Below are 18,085 nucleotides of genomic sequence, written 5' to 3'. Positions count from 1 at the left end.
GGTATCGATGGTGTAGTATCGTCACTCGTGCAGGTGATAGGTGACAGCGCCGCCGACAAACAGCTGGTCGCATGGGTGGTGTTCGAAAAAGACAACCCACCGACCCGGGAAGTGTTGCGCACCGAGTTGGCAGCACGCGTTCCGGAACACATGGTGCCGGGCTTTTTCCTTTTGCTGGACGACTGGCCACTGACGGCGGTGGGCAAAATTGACCGCAGGGCATTGCCGACACCCGATGCTCTCAGTCAGCAGGACGAATACATTGCCCCCGCCGACGAAATCGAGAAGCGCCTGGCTGGACTGTGGGCGGATCTGCTGGAAGTACCGGTAGATGAATTGAGTGTTACTGCCAATTTCTTTGTGATTGGTGGGCATTCGCTACTGGCGGTGAGAATGCTTTCTCAAGTAAAACAGCAGTTGGGCACGTTGATTTCTGTTGCCCGCTTTTGGCAGCACCAAAGTATTCGGGCACTGGCCAAGTTGATTGAACAGAATATTGATTTGACAGACCAAGGGCCGCTTGTTCGACTCAACCCCGGAGACGGTGGGGCGCTTACTCCGGTGTTCTGTATCCCCGGTGCGGGTGGCAATGCTGCCGAGTTCGCCCATATTGCCACAAGCTTGACCAATAGGGCCGTATGGGGTCTACAGCCTTCGGGCCTTGACGGCACCGTAGCAGCCGACAGTATCACGATGATGGCAACGGGGTATGTAGATGCAATGATAGCTCAGGGCCTGTCTCACAGGCCGGTGTTGATCGGCCACTCTATGGGGGCGGCGGTGGCCTGTGCCATGGCGCAGCGGCTCGGCGAGCACAGTTTAACGCCATTACAATTGATCATTATCGATGCCGAACCGCCCGGTGAACAGCTGCGCAGGTCGCCACCTGCCGAGCAGATTGAACAAGCGTTTCACTTGTTGACTTACCGTTGGCACCAGTCAATACGGGGACGTTCAGCGCCGATTAACATTGACTCGGTTAAATTGACCTCTTTGGCTCAACAAAACCCTGACAAGGCGCTTGAATATCTGCTCGAACAGCTTCACGGTGCGCGGGCTCAGCCCGATGATGTTGCCGCAGCAAAACAAGTGTTTTCTACATACCGGAAACATCTCAACGCGTTTGCCCGATACCATGTCGATGCGCCACTCAAGTTGCATGGCTGTCAGGTGCATTATGTGGCGGCGGATAAAACGGCTAGAGATAAGACCGATGCGATCTATGCCAGATGGCAGAAAATCTTCTCCAATTCCCCGGGTGGGGTAGGTTTCAGTAGTGCCGAGGGAGATCATTTTGGGGTCTTGCAGGGCCCTGATGTAGCGCTGATTGCCCGGTTGGTAAGCAGTTATTTTCAAACAACGGAAAGTTATAGAGCAGTTTATGAGCATTAAATCTTTATTCGCGGTATTGGCAACTCTGTTAATGACCGGTTGCCCTTTGATGGCTGATATAGCCGGCAGCAGCGAAGTCCGCACCCTGGGGGATTTTAACCGAATTGAAGTGGGTGGGTTGACGAATGTAGTATTGGTACACGGGGCAGGCTCCTCGGCTGAAGTCAAAGCAGCCGGGATTGAGCTTGAAGATATTATTACCGAGGTTACTGATGGCATTCTTAAAGTTGATACCCGCGGTTTTCATAGTGGCGAGTCGATTCGTATCATTGTAACTTACAGCCAGCTGGAGTCGGTTAAAACCGCTGGTTCTTCAACGGTGAAAAGTGACGGGCCCATTAGTGCGGACAAGTTCAAGGTAATTATCACCGGTAATGGCGATGCTGATCTTGAACTGAACGTCGCCAGTGTCGAAGCGTATATGTCCGGCGGCGGTAACTTGCGTTTGACCGGCAAGGCAGGCGCGCAAAAAATTATTTCCCGTGGCAGCAATGGCAGCTTGAACAACGCTGGTCTAGAGTCTGTCAACTAACCTAGGAACTAAAAGATCAAACTAATGGGTGATGAATCTAAATACAAAATAGCCCAGTTGTCGCTACCAAAAGACGACAGCTTTTATCGTTCTACCAATAAGCCGTTGATGGTGCTCGTGATCGTTATGGTCCTAGGGTTTAGCAGTTATTTTTACTTTGACAAAACCCAGCAACAGGCGGCACTGATGGCCGCAGGATCACACCAGAGAGCCGCCTCTATTGCTGGTGTTGCTTCCCAACAGGGGCGCTCAGCAACATTGGAAGTTTCCGGGGCTGGACCTGCTGCTCAGACTGGCAGAGGACCGATAGGCTCTAATGCCTATAAGCAAAACGGTAAGGTGCTTGATGCCAGCGGCCATATTATTGCTCGGCGAGTCGCCACCGTATCTTCACGAGTGACCAGTAAAGTCGAGAAGCTGCTGATTGAGGAAGGTCAGGTGGTCGAGGCCAACGATGTGCTGGCGGAGCTTGACAGCCGCCAGGCCAAGTTCAATCTGGCCAGGGCTGAAGCGGATCTGCAGGCCGGGAAAGCCAGCCTTGCCGAGCTTTACAGCCAACTCAAACTGGCAGAAATTCAACTTGAACGGATTGAAAGGCTATTTGCGAGCAGGGCAGTCAGTCAGGAAGATCTGGATACCGAACGATTGCTCGTGGCCCAGCTCAAAGCGCAAATTGATAATCGCAAGGCATTAGATCAAAAAGCGGCACAGCAGGTAAACCTAGAAAGCTACAACGTCGATCAGCATACCATCAGGGCACCATTTGCCGGCATGGTTATTCAGAAAAATGCTCAGGTGGGGGAGTTGATATCTGCAGGCATGTCCGGTGGCGGTTCGATTCGAACAGGCATCGCTACCATAGTCGATATGAGCTCGTTGGAAATCGAAGTGGATGTAGCGGAAAACTATATCAACCGAGTATTCCCGGGGCAGCCGGCGGTTGCGCACCTGGATGCTTATCCGGACTGGACGATCAAATCTGAAGTGTTGACCATTATTCCTACGGCCAATCGCCAGAAGGCCACGATCATGGTGCGGATCAAATTGCTTGAAATAGATGAGCGGATATTGCCAGATATGGCGGTTAAGGTTAGCTTCCTGACAGATGAACAATCGTAATCAGATACACGTAAGGTATAGGCGAGCAGGCCAATGAAACACGGCATTGAGTTTAAAAACGTTAGCAAAATCTATAGGAAGGGCAGAAACGAGGTGGTGGTCCATAAAGATCTGAATATGGCCATCGGCAAAGGTGAATTTGTTGCTTTGATGGGGCCCTCCGGCTCGGGCAAAACGACTTTGCTGAACATGATGGGTGGTCTCGATCAGCCAACCGATGGCCAAGTATTGGTTGGCAACAAGCTTATCAGTAAAAGCACTGAGGCAGAGCTGACTCGCTGGAGGGCCAGGCATGTCGGCTTTGTCTTTCAGTTCAACCACCTGTTGCCTGTATTGAACGCTTTTGCCAATGTTGAATTACCGCTGACTCTGACCACGCTCAGCAAGGCCAAGAGACGCAAGCAAGTAGAAACAGCTTTGGCAATGGTGGGAATGTCCGAGCGGGCCAATCATCTACCCAAGGAGCTTTCCGGCGGCCAAGAGCAGCGGGTTGCCATCGCCCGAGCGATTGTCTCCGACCCGGTTCTACTGCTGTGTGACGAGCCGACTGGTAACCTTGACCGAAAAACTGCCGATGCAATTCTATTGGTGCTGCAGATTCTCAATCGGGATTTTGGCAAAACCATAGTGATGGTAACTCACGATGGCAAAGCAGCTGATTTTGCCACCCGGGTCATCAATCTTGAGAATATTGTCAACGCCAAAGCGGATGCCGCAATGTCCGGAGTGCCGGCATGATTAATTTCATTCTGCCTTTGAAAAATGCCATACGCAAGCCAGCCATATTCTGGCTGACCTGCCTATCTATCGCCGTAGCGTTTTTTCTATTTACGGTGATTTCGGCCATCAATGCCGCTCTTGAAGCCAGTGGCACCAACAACAACCAGTACCGGTTGATGACCACCCATAAAATTTCCATTACCACCTCTATACCAATTCATTACGAGCAGAAAATTAAGGCTTTAGAGGATGTGGAGGATGTCACGCATGTCAGCTGGTTCGGCGGTTTTTTCCGTGATGAAACCAGCCAGTTGCAAGCATTAGCGGTAGAGCCAGAGAGCTATTGGGATATATACCCCGAATACCAGCTAACGGCTGAGGACAAAGTTAATTGGAAGCGACTAAAAAGTGGCGTGGTGGTTGGCCGGAAACTGGCCGATAGGCACCAGTGGAATGTCGGTGACAAGGTACCGATTCAATCGACCATCTGGATTAATAACGACAGTGGTTCATTTACCTGGGAGGTGGAGGTGTCGGCCATTTACCACTCTGCCACTCCGGACGCCAACAATTCAATGCTGTTTCTGCGTCACGACTTTTTTGATGAGGCCCGGGGGTACGGGCGCTACAACGCGAGTTGGTTGGTGGCCAAAGCTCGGGCAGGCAGTAATACTGATTCTGTCAGCCGCCAGATTGATGAGCTGTTTGCCAGCTCGCCTGCTGCCACTCGAACCACCACGGAACAGGTGTTTATCAAAGAGCAGGTACAGCAGTTTGTGAATTTGAGTTGGGTGCTGCGACTTGTGGTACTGGCGGTGTTCTTTACATTATTGTTGATTGCGTCCAACAGCATGAGTCAGTCGGTACGCGAGAGAATGAACGAGCTGGCGATGATGAAATCGTTAGGCTTTTCCTCGGACATTCTGGTGACCCTGGTGTGCATGGAGGCTTTGTACATTATTCTGGCCGGCGCGATCATCGGTGTGATTTGTGCAGTCGTGAGCGTCGATATGGTTCAGGTGAAATTTACCACGTTTTTGCCGGGCATTCATATCGATCCAATTACCTACTGGAGAGTTGGCGGCATAGCGGTGGTGCTGGCTGCGGTGTGTAGCTTGACGCCGGCCATTCATATTTATCGACTGGGCATCAGTCAGACCTTGAGAGCTTGACTGTGAAAAATACCTTTATCAGGCAGGCGGTCAAATTGTGCGGCATCACCTTACTTGGTCTGCCGCAACGTATCCCCGGTTCTTTCGTGGCCATTTTCAGTATTGCTTGTGTAACAGCCGTACTGCTGACCGTACTGACGCTTATTCATGGCATGAACAAAACTATGGAAAAATCTGGTTGGGATAGCACCCTGATTGCCATGCGAGCCGGTTCCAGCTCGGAACTTCAGAGCGTATTGTTCCCCATTGAGGTGAACAACATGCTCAATCACCCCAAGGTCATTCGCGATGAGAACGACCGGCCGCTATTTTCCTCGGAGATGTTTGTCAACGCCGAGGCCATTTTGCCGGAAAAGACCGGCGATCGCAGCTCGCTCAGTCTGGCGCTGCGTGGGGTTAGTGGCGATGCCAGGCAAATGCGTCCGCATTTCAAATTGGTCGCGGGGCGTCATTTTGAGTCTGGTCTTCGTGAGGTGGTTGTCGGTCAGGGTATTGTCCGCAAGCATCCGGGGGTGGAAGTGGGCAGGACCATTAAGCTCGGCGGTTCCGAATGGTTGGTGGCGGGCATTTTTGCTGATAATTTTAGTGTGTTTGAGTCGGAAGTCTGGGCAGATTTGAATACGGTGCAGAATGATTATCAGCGCGGCAACAGTATTCAATCGGTGCGTATCGCCTTTGCTGCGGATGTCGACATCGAGCAGGTGCGTCAGCAATGGAAGGACGATCCTAGGCTTAATGTTCAGGTACTTAGCGAGAACGCCTATTTTTCCAAGCAGTCTGAAAGCGTCACTCGGTTGATGCGCTGGCTGGGTATTCCGCTGGCACTGATAATGGCAATGGGGGCTGTGGTAGCTGCGCTTAACACTATGTATTCGGCCATTGCAGGGCGCAAAAAGGAAATTGCGGTACATAAGGCCATCGGTTTCAATCCTGCCTCAATTGCCTTGTCGATAGTATTCGAGTCGATTCTGCTGGCTATGATTGGTGGCGTCATCGGCATATTACCGCTATACCTCGGCCTCAATGAGGTCACGGCGGCCACTAACAATGCTGCCAACTTGAGCCAGATCATGTTCAACTTTTCCATTTCACCGTTATTGATGGTCCAGGCGTTACTGATTGCTGTTAGTATCGGTCTTTTGGGCGGTATACTACCGGCCATACATACAATCAGAATTCCGGTATCCCTCGCCATTCGGGGGGACTGAAACACCATTGTTTTTATTTACTAAGGAGTGTAAATCATGTCACAGCTTAAAATGAAACAGCACCTTGTTACTGCAACGACTACTATTGCGCTGTTGTTCGGCTCAATGGCCCCGGCGATAGCCGATGAAGTGACCCTGACAGTTAAGGACATCCGTCGTCTGCAGGGACACCTGTTGATCTCGATTTTCAAAGGCGACGAAAACTACAACAAAAACATTCCTTACAAGTCACAGAAAGTCATGGTGACCAAAGAGGAGCACTTGGTGATTTTCAATGATGTGGAAGCGGGTGAGTACGCTATCAAGATAATCCATGATGACAACGACAACAATAAACTCGACACCAATTTGGTGGGGATTCCAAAGGAAGGCTATGGCTTTTCAAACAATGGCGGTGCCTTTGGCCCTTCACCATGGCGCGAGGCCAAGTTTGATGTCAAAGACAATACCGTGCTTTCCATTAGCTTGCTTTAATCGAGTATAAGACTTATAGAGCAGGTTTTTAGCACAATTTCAATGTGTCCGTGGGTGAGTTGACAATTGGGTAGTGGCCGAATGCATCGTTGGGGAAAGGTTAGTGGCACTCAGCGGAATCTGTGGATCTGAGGTGGATTAGTTCAGACCAAATCTGACTCATCTCCTTGAAAAGAAGGGATTTACCCATGGCAAACGCACCCACAGGCCGCTTGCTTTCTAACAGGCTGTTGAAGTCCGGAAGTATTATTTAGAAAAATTTTCTAGCAAGCCAAAAAACTCGAGGAAGAGCTGCTTTGTTCTATTTTGATGGATTTTTAATTGGCTTTTGGCTGAATACACGCCCCCTTAACGCTACTTTTGCTGCTTCTCCGTCCATTAAGCGGATCCCCTTTGTAAATTGCTTATTCGGGTTAGATTCCAGCCGATAAAGGTGAGGGTAAATACCTCCTTGACCCGCGCTAACCCGCGGACTTTTACTTGGCGAATCAGACCAATGGTTTTGCCCCAACCGAAACCCTCCTCAATTCGCTTGCGTACCTACATGCTCGCTTGATATCCGCTGTGCCGAGTGGTGCGTCCGTCAATAGCGGAGCCACCGCGGCGCTTGGTATTTTGGGCCACATGCGGAGTTACATTAGCACCACGACAGGCGGCTACGAATCCCCGAGTGTCGTAACCTTTGTCTGCGCCAACGGTTTTGCGTCGTGAGCCCGGCAGCTCCGTCAGCATCTGCTCGGCCGCTTCCCGCTCAGCCACTGGCTTGCGTTACCGCCGCCTGTACAATCAGGCCATTACGGTTTTCCATGGTGGTGTGACCCAAATAGGCCAGCTTGGCTTCAGCACCTTTGGATTTTTTGTACAGTCGAGCCTCTGGATCGGTGCGCGATTCGTGCGTTTCATTGCTGCGCTTTTCCTTGTGGAAGTCCCGCTCGCTGTTGCTGCCACTGCCCTCATCGTCGTCGCTGTCCTGCTTGCGACGAAAACTGTTCTGCGAGGCCCACGCCTGAATCAAGGTGCCATAAACGCTGAAATGCTCTTCCGACAACAGTTGCTTCTGCTTAGCTATCTGCACCACTTCTTCGAACAGGGTGGGAATAATATCGCGGGCAAGCAGACGGTCACGATTCTTGCTGAAAGTGGAATGATTCCACACCTTATCATCGATACTGAGGCCAACGAACCAGCGGAATAATAGGTTGTAGTGTGTCTGTTCCATCAGCTGGCGTTCACTACGCACGCTGAATAAAACCTGTAGAAGTAGGGCTCGCAGTAATCGCTCCGGGGGGATGGACTCCTTGCCGTTCGGTGCATAAGCGCAGTCGAGCAGCCAGTCGATACGCTGCAATGCCAAATTAAATTCCTGACAAATCTTTCTCAGTGGGTGGAATTTGGGGAAAAATTCTTCCAGGTTAACAGTGGTGAACAAAGCTTCCTGCGTAATATCTGCACCGCGCATACACTATCTCATTGTGGGGTATCGGCCCAAGCATTGTACCAAAGCCAGTAAATACATGAGCCTATTTCAACATCCTGTTAGAGCTTAACTTAGTGCCATTCACTTCCAACCCTTCATTGCGGCCACTGCGATAGGTGCTGGTATTGATCTGAACACGGTATTTGGCGCAGGTTTGTCGGCGTTTGCTCATATAATCCAGGCCCCGGCCAGCCGCCCCATCCTCTTAGTCAAGTGCCTGCCAATCGGCCATACGGCACTCCTCTTCACTCATGGTGGCACAGCCCGTGGCGAGAAGGATCAGAGCGGAGGGCGGCTAGAGGGATAATTCTGAATCTTAACTTCACGGATGTGTCCTGCTGCTGGGGTTTTGGGGCAGTGTATCCTGCCGATCCTGACTGGGAGCTGAAGGCGTTTCCAGAAAATTCTCCCTGCCAATACCTCTGCGTCAACGCCTTTCAGCGGTTATAAAGGGGGCGCTGTTTCTCTGTGGTGTCAATTTTGAGCGGATGTAATCTTATATTTGTGGATTGATAACAGGTGTCTGTCTTTTCTCATGGGGTAACAGGAAGGGGGTATTCTAAAAGAAATAATTAGTTTGTTGAAGGTCAGGGTGATTTTTTCATATGGATTTTGAATCTGTTATTTTAGGACTATCCCTGGCTCCATTTGTTACTGATATTCTATTTTTTATCATTTTTATTGCTGTGGTTCTGGTGATCGTAAAGAACTTTCGTGACTCTTGGATTGCCACTTGGGAATGCTGGTCAACTGCGTGAGGGTGCTGGTGTCTTAACAAAGTATTTCGCGCCTGCTATGAGGAGTGGTGCTTCTTTATTTCGCGTTAATCTAAAAATATGTTTGGCTTCCGGTTAAGCAAACAATTTTTATTTTTGTTTGGGTTCAGGGTCGTTATATTTCAGTGTTGTTTCACCTGTGCTACGGTGTAGGTTGCCAGCTATTCAAGTTGGCTTTATTTCTTATCCTCGCGATTTTAAAAATTTAAATAATAAATAAATCTGGATGATCTGTAGGTGTTTCTTGTCAGTCAGATCGTATCTCCAAATTCGACAAATTGCATGTTATTTAAATATTGTCGATGTCCGGCACTGTAGTTATGCAAGTTTTTTTGTGAGGAGGTGCTGCGCTCATTTGTGTATTACCGGGATATATCGACTTTTGCGTCGGGGGTCATTCTAATGTGGAGAAAATAATGAAAGAAATGATTCGTACATTGCTCATCGGGTTCCTGGTATTTCCCAGTGCCAGTCTGGCGCAGGAGGTATGGATAACAATCGGTAATGATGGCTATCAAACCCTGAAAAAAAATACGGCGCTGATGGCCAGGCAGCCGCTGGATGCTCAAGGTGCACGTAACGGCGTAACGATATTGAAGGTGGATGAACGTAACCTATCCGATATTTCTACCATTATGCACCAAAAGCATAATCGCTGTGGCGGATTTATAGTGCATGGGTCTCTGGCGGAGGCACAGGCAGCACTGCTTCCTCCGTCATCCCCTGCAGTGAACAATCTTATCAGTTATACGATAGACAATGGCGTTACCGTGAATGCGCTGCAAGATGAAATCACGGAGGTCAATATCCGCTCCACTATAGAAACCCTGTCGGGTTTTACCAACCGCTATTACACCACCTCAACAGGTGTCGATGGGGCCGAGTGGATCAGGGACAAGTGGCAGGCTTTGATCAGTTCGCGCAGTGATGCCTCGGTGCAGCTCTATGGCCACAGTTGGGCGCAGCCTTCAGTGATTCTTACCATTCGCGGTCAGGCTGACCCCGATGAGATTGTGGTGCTGGGGGCACACCTGGATTCCACGGTTGGCTTTGGTACCGGGGAGGGCACCCGGGCTCCCGGTGCCGATGACGATGCCTCGGGAATCGCGGCGCTAACAGAAGTAATTAACGCCATAGGGGCAACGGGCTATAAGCCGGATAAAACCCTGGCGTTTATGGGCTATGCGGCTGAGGAAGTGGGTTTACGCGGGTCCGGGGATATCGCCAGTGACTACCAAAGCCAAAGCAAGAATGTGATCGGTGTCTTGCAACTGGATATGACCAATTATTTCGGCTCCAACAGCGATATCTATATTATTGACGATTATACCAACAGTGCCCAGAACACCTTCCTCAGGGATCTTGCCCAGACCTACCAGAGTGAACTCAGTGTCGGCACCACTTCTTGCGGGTACGCCTGTTCAGATCACGCATCCTGGCACAATCGGGGCTATGTGGTGTCCTTCCCGTTTGAAGCTGGTTTTGGTGGCTACAACCCCTACATTCATACCAGCAACGACACACTAGCCAACAGTGGTGGGGACGCAAACCATGCGGTTAAGTTTGGCAAACTGGCTGCAGCTTATGTCGCGGAACTGGCCAAGGGTACGATCGAAGATGATCCGGGCCCTGATCCCGACCCAGAGGAGCAGACCGAGAACTTCTCCGGTAGCGTGGTGCGGGGGAGTGAAGAGCATTTCGGGCCATTTAGTGCAGTGCCAGGTACGGGCTTTGTTGCGGATATGACAGGAACCAATGACGCCGATCTCTATGTGCGTTTCGGTGCGCCACCCACCTCGCGCGACTATGACTGCCGACCCTACGAGGATGGGTCCTCAGAAAACTGTACACTTTCGGTGCCCGGTGATAAGAGCGCGGTCTATGTGATGGTGCGGGGTTACAGTCCCCGGGATTCCATTTTTGAGCTGCAAGTCACCTACACATCAGAATGATGGTGAACAATGGAACGGGTTCGCCTCCAGAGAATGGCTTAGCCTCTCTCTATCCTTAAGGCGATGTGTAAGGATTGGCACACTTGCCATCTATGGTAGATTGGAAAGTGTGCCAAATTTTGACATAAATCAACCGCTAAGCCATGATCCCCGATTCAAGGGGCTTGCTGTTTGTTCGGGTGATGGATAACGTCAACAGTTGCAGCTTCTTAGCGCCGAAGTCAAATTTCTTGATGGCTGGGATTGTCTGGTCGTATCCCACAAGGGAAATAAGGCAGTTTTTAAAAAAAGAATTTCTGAGCTGTTTGCGCGCACAAATACCTATTGCGCACCGCGCTCCAGAGGTATCCAGTGGTGTGCTGTTCGAATTTATAATGAAAAAAGAGGACGGACAACATGCAAACCCATTTGCTGAAACCCTTGTCACTGGCGATCGCTGTCGCGCTGGCGATGCCTTTTGGCGGTGCTTTTGCGCAGGAACGGGAAGCGCAGTCCCCCGCTGCCGACAACCGTACCCTGGAGGAGGTCATCACGACCGGTACCCGCAAAGAGGGCGTTTCGCCAACGGAGACCCTCTCCCCGGTTGACGTGGTGGGTGGTGCGGATCTGGCTGATCAAGCCAGTTTTGACCTCACAGAGTCTCTGGCAAAAATTGCCCCGTCCTTTAACACCCAGCGCTTCCCGATTGCCGATGGCACGGCGTTTATTCGCCCCGTAACCCTGCGTAATCTGTCGCCAGATCAGACTCTGGTGCTGGTCAACGGGACTCGCCGGCACCGCTCTGCTCTGGTCAATCTGCAGCTGGCACCTCTGGGTACCGTGAATCAGGGGGCCCAAGCAGTGGATTTTGCCGCGCTGCCTGCCATGGCGATTGCGCGGGTGGAAGTACTGCGTGATGGTGCCTCGGCCCAATATGGCTCCGACGCCATCGCAGGCGTCGTCAATGTGATTTTGAAAGACGATGCGGAAGGTTTCAGCCTTTCCGCCCAGACCGGTGAGTATTTTGAAGGGGATGGCACCCGCACCAGCCTGGCGGCCAACACGGGATTGAATCTGTGGGATCAGGGCTTTGTGAACGCCACCGTGGAGTTATCCAGTGCGGATAAGACCTGGCGGGGCACCACCAACGCCGAAGCGGCTCTTGTAGGAGCCATTGTTGGCAAAGACCAGGTGCCTTTGGATGGTCTTGGCCAGCGCTGGGGTGATCCGGAGGTTGAGATGCTCAAATTCTTTGTCAACAGCGGGCTGGATATCAGTGACAGCGTCGAGCTGTACGGAAATGTTGGCTATTCCAGCAATGATACCATTTCCGATTTCTTCTACCGCGGCCCGGTGCTGGACCCGGAGCATAAGCTTTCCGCTGAAGCCACCTTGCAAATAGATTCCCCCGATGATCCCAACAGTGTTGACCACCTGCCGGACCCCGCGCCCCAGTCACTGATCGATTATATTGAAGGGCAGGGATTGAACCCGACCGACTATCTGGTGGCCGATGCCTCCAGTCCCAGCGGTTATGTGTTGCGCAACCCCATCTACACCCAGTTCCCCGGTGGCTACAACCCGCAATTCGGTGCAGAGATTCGCGATATCTCCGCCGTTGCCGGCGCCCGCGGTGTGCTGGATAACGGCCTGTCCTGGGATGTGCGCGCGCGGGTTGCGGAAAACGAGGTGGCGTATGTGCTGAAAGACTCCATCAACCCCAGCCTCGGCCAGCTGTCGCCCACCAGCTTCAAGCCCGGCACTCTGACCCAAGAGGAGTCCAGCTTAAACGCGGATTTCGTCAAACCGATGGATATCGCGGGATTCTTTTCGCCACTCAACCTGGCTTTCGGTGCCGAGTGGCGCGAGGAGACCTACTCCATTGAGGCAGGGGATGCCGCCTCTATCGCGGTGGGACCTGCTGCGGCTTTCGGCGTTGGCTCCGATGGTTTCCAGGGCTTTCCCGTGGAGGCAGCGGGTAGTTTCAGCAGCGAGAGTATCGCGGCCTATATTGATCTGGAGGCGGAGGTTACCGATGCACTGACACTGGGTGCGGCCCTGCGCTTTGAGGAGTACAATGAGTTTGGCTCCACTTCGGACTGGAAGCTCTCCGCCCGCTACGATGTCAATGAGCGCTTCGCCCTGCGTGGAACCGTAAATACCGGGTTCCGCGCACCCACCCCCGGCCAGGTCAATACCCTGAACGTCACCACCACGGCGGATTCCAGTGGCAACCTGATTCCCAATGGCACCTATCCGGTCAGTCACCCGGTGGCGGTGGCCCTGGGTGCGGTTGAACTGAACCCCGAGGAGTCTAAAAGCTATACCCTTGGTGCGGTTTTTTCACCGTTTGACAGCACCAGTGTCACTGTCGATTACTACCATATTGAGATTGAGGATCGTCTCGCCTTGCGCAGTCTTGCCATCGGCGATGCAGAGTTGGCATTGCTGCAGACTGCTGGGGTAGAAAGTGCGGTGCAAAAGCGCAGTAATGTCAACTATTTTACCAATGCCTATGATTCAGAGATATCCGGGATCGACCTGGCCATTACCAGTGATTTTGAAGTGGCCGGCAATCTGTTGGTCGTGGATCTGCGCCACAATCTCAATCGCCAGGAAGTGAGCAAAGTTGCGCAGAATACGATTAATGCATCGAGGGTATTCGACCTGGAAAATCAGGTGCCCAGTGATCGCACCACCCTGACCTTCGATTTTGAAACCGGTGAGATGTTCAGCGGTTATTTGCGCCTCAACCGTTATAGTGGCTGGGAGTCCACCGGTGGTCTCTTTGGTCCTGGGGATGCCACGGATACTTACAGCTATGGCGGTGAGTTACTGGTGGACCTGGAAGTAACCTTTACCCTTTATGAGGATTACAAACTCTCTGTCGGCGGTGAAAATATTTTTGATGTACAGCCGGATGATGAGCAGGACGGGACTTTGCAATTACTGGGGGTGCGCCAGGCGCTTACCTCGCCGTTTGGCTTTAATGGCGGTTTCTGGTACTTACGCGCCAGTGCGGATTTCTAATTGTTTTAACTTGCATAGTGTCTGGGGATACCCCGCTTATGGCACCTCGAAAGCCAGCTGCCATGACTTGTCCTGGAAAAGTTAGCCCGGCATTTCTGCCGGGTTAATTTTTGCTATAACCAGCGCATTCCCCCCGATTACCCTGTTGTCCTGCCCGCGGCCATGCGTGCATTGAAATCCAAAACCATTTGCGGCTCGTCGGTAAATACGCCATCCACCCCCTGTGCGGCCAGTAACACCAGGTCATCGGGGGTATTGACGGTGAACACATAGTGCTTGAGGCCGCGCTGTTTGGCGTCGGCGATCAGATCCGTATTGATAAAGTCGACGTTGGTGTGCAGGGAATAGGCCCGCAGAGGGGCTGCGCAGGCGGCAAGGTCCAGGGGAATGCCACTGAGCAAAACGCCACGGCGCACTTCCGGCAGCAGCCGCAGGCATTCGTACAGCTGGCGGTGGTCAAAGGAGGAAACGATATAAGGGTCGAAAGCGGTGCCTTTGTCATGTACGAAAGAGCGGATTTCCTCGACAAAGAGCGCGGCACAGTTGGGGCCCTTAAGCTCGATATTCAATTGGGCACTATCGCCCACCAATTCCAGAACTTCACGGAGGGTCGGAATGGTGCCGCCACAGGGCAGCGGCCTCTCGCGCAGTGTTTCGGGGCGCATTTCCGTGAGCAATTCACTGCCGGCAATCAATCGCCCAAGGCGTCGATCGTGTTTTACCAATAATTGGCCGCCGATATTCCAGACATCCACTTCGATGCCCCCCACCGCCATTTCCAGCGCATGGCCGATCGCCTGCAGGGTGTTTTCGCTGGCCCGCTGCTGGTAGCCGCGGTGGGCGAAGCAGAAGAGGGTGCCTGGTGCCATTGGTAGTAGAGTCCGTCCAAAGGGTTTGCTGCAGCCTGCCACTGACCTATTGCAGTGGGGTGACTGCTACCAAAGTTTACCCATTCTAATGGGCAATCGGCATAAAAAAGGCTTAAGGGTGCTTGGAAGACACTGCAACCTCTCAGGTCTGGAGATACCCTATCGATGTGCCTGCAGTCGGGATTCAGTCCCCGGCCAGGGCCCGGTAGCGGCCGCGGTGGAAGACCAGAGGTTCACCACCGAAAGCGGTAAATTCCAGTACGGTCCCGAGCAGGATTGTATGGTCACCGCCTTCGATACATTGGGCCCGGCTGCAGTGGAAGTAAGCTGCACACTCCTCCAAGCGGGGAATGCCATTGGGCCCCTCATACCAGTGTATCTGACCGAACTTGTCGCTTCCGCGGCCGGCAAACAGGTTGGAAACATGTTGTTGGTCGGCGCGCAGCACATGTACGGCAAAATGGTCGCGGGTGGTAAATGCCTCGTACCCGAGTGACTGCTTATCGATGCTCCAGAGCACCAGGGCTGGGTCGAGAGAGACAGAATTGAAGCTGTTTACGGTCATGCCTGCCGGTTGGCCGTCGGCGTCCCGCGTGGTAATCACCGTGACGCCGGTCGCGAACTGGCCCAGCGTGTCGCGCAACAGGCGGCTTTGCTGGGCAGATGGGGTGGTAGCTGGGCTTCTAACTATCGTCATACGGGGGTTGCTTGTACCAAACCTGTGCGAAGCCGCCATTTTAGGCTAAAAGCGTCTCCATTGCGCGTTTTGCCTCGAACACCAGCAAAAGAAGCCCGATTGTCAGTGTGTTCTAAGGCTCGCCCATCATAGGTTCACATTCCCTGCTGAGAGGTTCCCGCCGGGTGATTGCTGCTCCCGTCAGGGCAAATCCCAGCAGCTGTCCTTGGCCACTGCGGAATTCTGCGCACACCCCGGAATCATCACTATCAATCTGCCAACGACCCCTGGCGTGCGGAGGGGGCGGGCACACGGTGGTGGGGCGCAGGGTGGTTTTGATCGCGACCGGTATCACTCCGTAGTGTATGGGAGTAGGTTGGCCGCTGAGCGTTTTTGCCAGTGCGCGGGCGCAGGCCATCAGAGGGGCGACAAAGAAGAGCAGGTGGCCGTCTACCTCGGCGCAATCGCCGAGGGCGTAAATGTTTGGATCACTGGTTTGAAGCTGCCGGTCAACGGTGATGCCGCGATGGATTGCCAGCCCTGCTGCTTCCGCCAGTGCGGTATTTGCCTGCAACCCCAGGGCGGCAAGCGCTATGTCTGCCTCGATAGTCTGGCCGTTGTCGAGCTGGGCCAAGAGACCCTGGGGGCGCCGCAACAATTTCTGTACCGCACTGGCACAGTGAAAACGCACGCCACGGCTCTCCAGTGCGCCTTGTAAGTCGCGCCCAGCCGCTTCTGGCAGCAGGGAGGCCAGCGGCCAGGCCAGTGGGTCTACCAGGTCCACGGAAAAATCAGCTTGCACCAGATCGTTGGCAAACTCACAGCCAATCAGGCCCGCCCCGATCACAAGCACCCGTTGGCGTCCCACCAGTGCGGTGCGAAAGCGATGATAGTCTTTCAGGCTATTGATACGAAACAGGCGGGTGTGGGCGTCACCCTCAATGCAGGGCAGGGGACGGCAGTGGGCTCCGGTTGCCAGTACCAGCCGGTCGTAATGGATTTTTGCGCTGTGGTCCGCAGTTTCCTGTTGTACCGTCAATGCCCTGGTGTCCGGGTTGATACCAGTGACGCGGGTGTGCACCAGGATGTCGGCCTCCAGTTCACGGGCCATTTCCTCAGCACTATTCGTGCTCAGCTGCTGTGCGGTTCTGCCGTGGGAAAGGGAGGCGGACAGGAGGGGCTTGGAGTAGAAGGTACCGTCGTCACTGGTGATCAGCAGCAGGGGGGTATCGCTGTCGAGTTTGCGAAACTCTTTTGCCAGGTTGTACCCGGCAAGGCCGGTACCGAGGATGACCAGTGGATCGCGACTTGGCTGCGCCTCTGTGGCGTCGGGTTTTGCAAGTGGTTCTACCGGTGCTGCGGTTACCAGCACCATATCGAATTCCTCCTTGCTGATGCCGCATTGGGGACAGCACCAATCCTCCGGTATCTGCTCCCAGCGGGTACCGGGCGCTATGCCTTCCTCCGGGCAGCCTTTGGCCTCGTCGTAAACCCATCCGCATACCATACATTCCCAGATGTGGGTTGCAGTGGCAGCTTTGGGCGCGGTGGGGGGAGGGGTTGGGGACTGTGGGGGATGGCTCCGCTTCACTTCAAGCATGGCGAAGTCCCGCTTGCTGGCTCCGCACTGGGGGCAGCACCAGTCCTCGGGGATATCCTCCCAGCGGGTGCCCGGTGTTATGTTGTCCTCGGGCCAACCTTTGGCCTCGTCGTAGATCCAGCCACAGTTCTGGCACTCCCACACTCGGTACTCGGCCATAGACGCTCTCCTATCCAGACATAGGGCCGCAGCCGCCACAGGGTGGTCGGGGGCCGGCTCCATTGTATGGCCAAAGGCGCGTGGGCGTTAAGCGCGGATGCCGCTATTCAGTATTGCGCTGGGCAATGTTGGTGAGGGCGTTCTGATAAGTATCGGTAATTTCACCGGGATGACTGACAGAGACCCCCAGATCATGCACTAGGCCATCCTTGAGGCCATAGACCCAGCCGTTGACAGAGAGCTGTTGTCCTGAGCGCCAGGCGTCGTGCACTATGGTGGTCTGGCAGACGTGAATAACCTGCTCCAGCACATTGAGTTCACAGAGCAGGTCGGTGCGTTGATGTTGTTGAAACAGATTGATAAGGGTGTGGTGCTTGTCTCGGACATCCTGAATATGGCGCAGCCAGTTATCGATCAGTCCAAGTTGCTCATTGTGCAGGGCAGCCTGAACACCGCCGCAGCCGTAGTGACCGCACACGATAATGTGCTTTACCTTGAGGATTTCAACGGCGTATTGCAGTACCGACAGACAGTTCAGGTCGGTGTGCACTACCAAATTGGCGACATTGCGGTGCACAAACAATTCGCCCGGCAGCAGATCCACAATTTGATTGGCGGGTACACGGCTGTCCGCGCAGCCGATCCAAAGGTACTCCGGGGTCTGCTGTTCCGACAGTTTGAGGAAGAAATCGGGATTTTCCTCACGGGTTGCCTGAGACCATTGCCGGTTGTTTTTAAGTAGATGATCGAGTGGGTGCAATGTGACTGTATCCTGAGGTGATCATTTGGGCTCAGGATAGCGGCTTTGCCAGTGCAGGCCAAGGGTGTCTGGGCCTGTAGTGATATCAAACGAGTGCAGTCCCGCTGCCCTGTGTTGAGTCAACCCGGTAACCTGCTTGAGTGCCGGATCAAAAACCAATCGCCAGGTAAAAAGAAATTTGTTTTTATCG

At 53.2% G+C, this 18,085-nt stretch carries 13 protein-coding genes and 1 pseudogene; 9 read left to right on the top strand and 5 right to left on the bottom strand.

Features of this window, described 5'->3' with window-relative positions:
* The 7 genes from ACL7TT_RS18210 to ACL7TT_RS18180 all read left to right on the top strand — a co-directional run.
* Window positions 1-1,392: alpha/beta fold hydrolase (locus ACL7TT_RS18210; RefSeq protein ID WP_413397559.1), on the top strand; the 1,392-nt coding region annotated here is incomplete at its 5' end.
* Entirely contained in the window at window positions 1,382-1,924 is a 543-nt protein-coding gene (locus ACL7TT_RS18205; protein ID WP_413397556.1) for a head GIN domain-containing protein, read from the top strand. The genes ACL7TT_RS18210 and ACL7TT_RS18205, both read left to right, overlap by 11 nt.
* Before the next feature lie 24 nt (window positions 1,925-1,948).
* On the top strand, window positions 1,949-3,043 hold the full coding sequence (locus ACL7TT_RS18200; protein WP_413397554.1) for an efflux RND transporter periplasmic adaptor subunit: 1,095 nt from the start codon (window positions 1,949-1,951) through the stop codon (window positions 3,041-3,043).
* 33 nt (window positions 3,044-3,076) lie between these two features.
* On the top strand, window positions 3,077-3,781 hold the full coding sequence (locus tag ACL7TT_RS18195) for an ABC transporter ATP-binding protein (RefSeq protein ID WP_413397552.1): 705 nt from the start codon (window positions 3,077-3,079) through the stop codon (window positions 3,779-3,781).
* Window positions 3,778-4,935 (top strand): ABC transporter permease, encoded by a 1,158-nt coding sequence (locus ACL7TT_RS18190; protein WP_413397550.1) that lies wholly within the window; start codon window positions 3,778-3,780, stop codon window positions 4,933-4,935. The genes ACL7TT_RS18195 and ACL7TT_RS18190 overlap by 4 nt, the downstream gene beginning before the upstream one ends.
* Before the next feature lie 2 nt (window positions 4,936-4,937).
* The gene (locus ACL7TT_RS18185; protein WP_413397549.1) at window positions 4,938-6,143 is read left to right on the top strand and encodes an ABC transporter permease; all 1,206 of its coding nucleotides are present in this window, start codon (window positions 4,938-4,940) and stop codon (window positions 6,141-6,143) included.
* A 36-nt stretch (window positions 6,144-6,179) separates the two neighbouring features.
* Complete coding sequence (locus ACL7TT_RS18180; RefSeq protein WP_413397547.1) at window positions 6,180-6,617, top strand: DUF2141 domain-containing protein; 438 nt, start codon at window positions 6,180-6,182, stop codon at window positions 6,615-6,617.
* Between the two features lie 378 nt (window positions 6,618-6,995).
* On the opposite strand, the pseudogene ACL7TT_RS18175 reads toward ACL7TT_RS18180, so the two are convergent.
* A pseudogene (locus ACL7TT_RS18175) lies at window positions 6,996-8,076 on the bottom strand (IS5 family transposase).
* 1,210 nt (window positions 8,077-9,286) lie between these two features.
* Between ACL7TT_RS18175 and ACL7TT_RS18170 the strand changes: the two are divergent.
* Complete coding sequence (locus ACL7TT_RS18170) at window positions 9,287-10,822, top strand: M20/M25/M40 family metallo-hydrolase (RefSeq protein WP_413397546.1); 1,536 nt, start codon at window positions 9,287-9,289, stop codon at window positions 10,820-10,822.
* A 396-nt stretch (window positions 10,823-11,218) separates the two neighbouring features.
* The gene (locus ACL7TT_RS18165; protein WP_413397544.1) at window positions 11,219-13,831 is read left to right on the top strand and encodes a TonB-dependent receptor plug domain-containing protein; all 2,613 of its coding nucleotides are present in this window, start codon (window positions 11,219-11,221) and stop codon (window positions 13,829-13,831) included.
* A gap of 137 nt (window positions 13,832-13,968) precedes the next feature.
* On the opposite strand, the gene ACL7TT_RS18160 is transcribed toward ACL7TT_RS18165, so the two are convergent.
* The 4 genes from ACL7TT_RS18160 to can all read right to left on the bottom strand — a co-directional run bounded on the left by ACL7TT_RS18160 (window position 13,969) and on the right by can (window position 17,895).
* Entirely contained in the window at window positions 13,969-14,700 is a 732-nt protein-coding gene (locus ACL7TT_RS18160) for a glycerophosphodiester phosphodiesterase (RefSeq protein WP_413397542.1), read from the bottom strand.
* A gap of 184 nt (window positions 14,701-14,884) precedes the next feature.
* Window positions 14,885-15,397 carry a flavin reductase family protein gene (locus tag ACL7TT_RS18155; protein WP_413397540.1) on the bottom strand — a complete coding sequence of 171 codons (513 nt, stop codon included), beginning with the start codon at window positions 15,395-15,397 and terminating at the stop codon, window positions 14,885-14,887.
* A 112-nt stretch (window positions 15,398-15,509) separates the two neighbouring features.
* A complete protein-coding gene (locus tag ACL7TT_RS18150; protein WP_413397538.1) occupies window positions 15,510-17,135 on the bottom strand; it encodes an FAD-dependent oxidoreductase in 1,626 nt (541 codons plus the stop codon).
* A 103-nt stretch (window positions 17,136-17,238) separates the two neighbouring features.
* On the bottom strand, window positions 17,239-17,895 hold the full coding sequence (can, locus tag ACL7TT_RS18145; protein ID WP_413397536.1) for a carbonate dehydratase: 657 nt from the start codon (window positions 17,893-17,895) through the stop codon (window positions 17,239-17,241).
* Window positions 17,896-18,085: the final 190 nt, after the last annotated feature.

Source organism: Microbulbifer jejuensis (assembly GCF_047289955.1).
Lineage (GTDB): Bacteria > Pseudomonadota > Gammaproteobacteria > Pseudomonadales > Cellvibrionaceae > Microbulbifer.
This window is presented reverse-complemented; position numbering and strand designations above follow the sequence as displayed.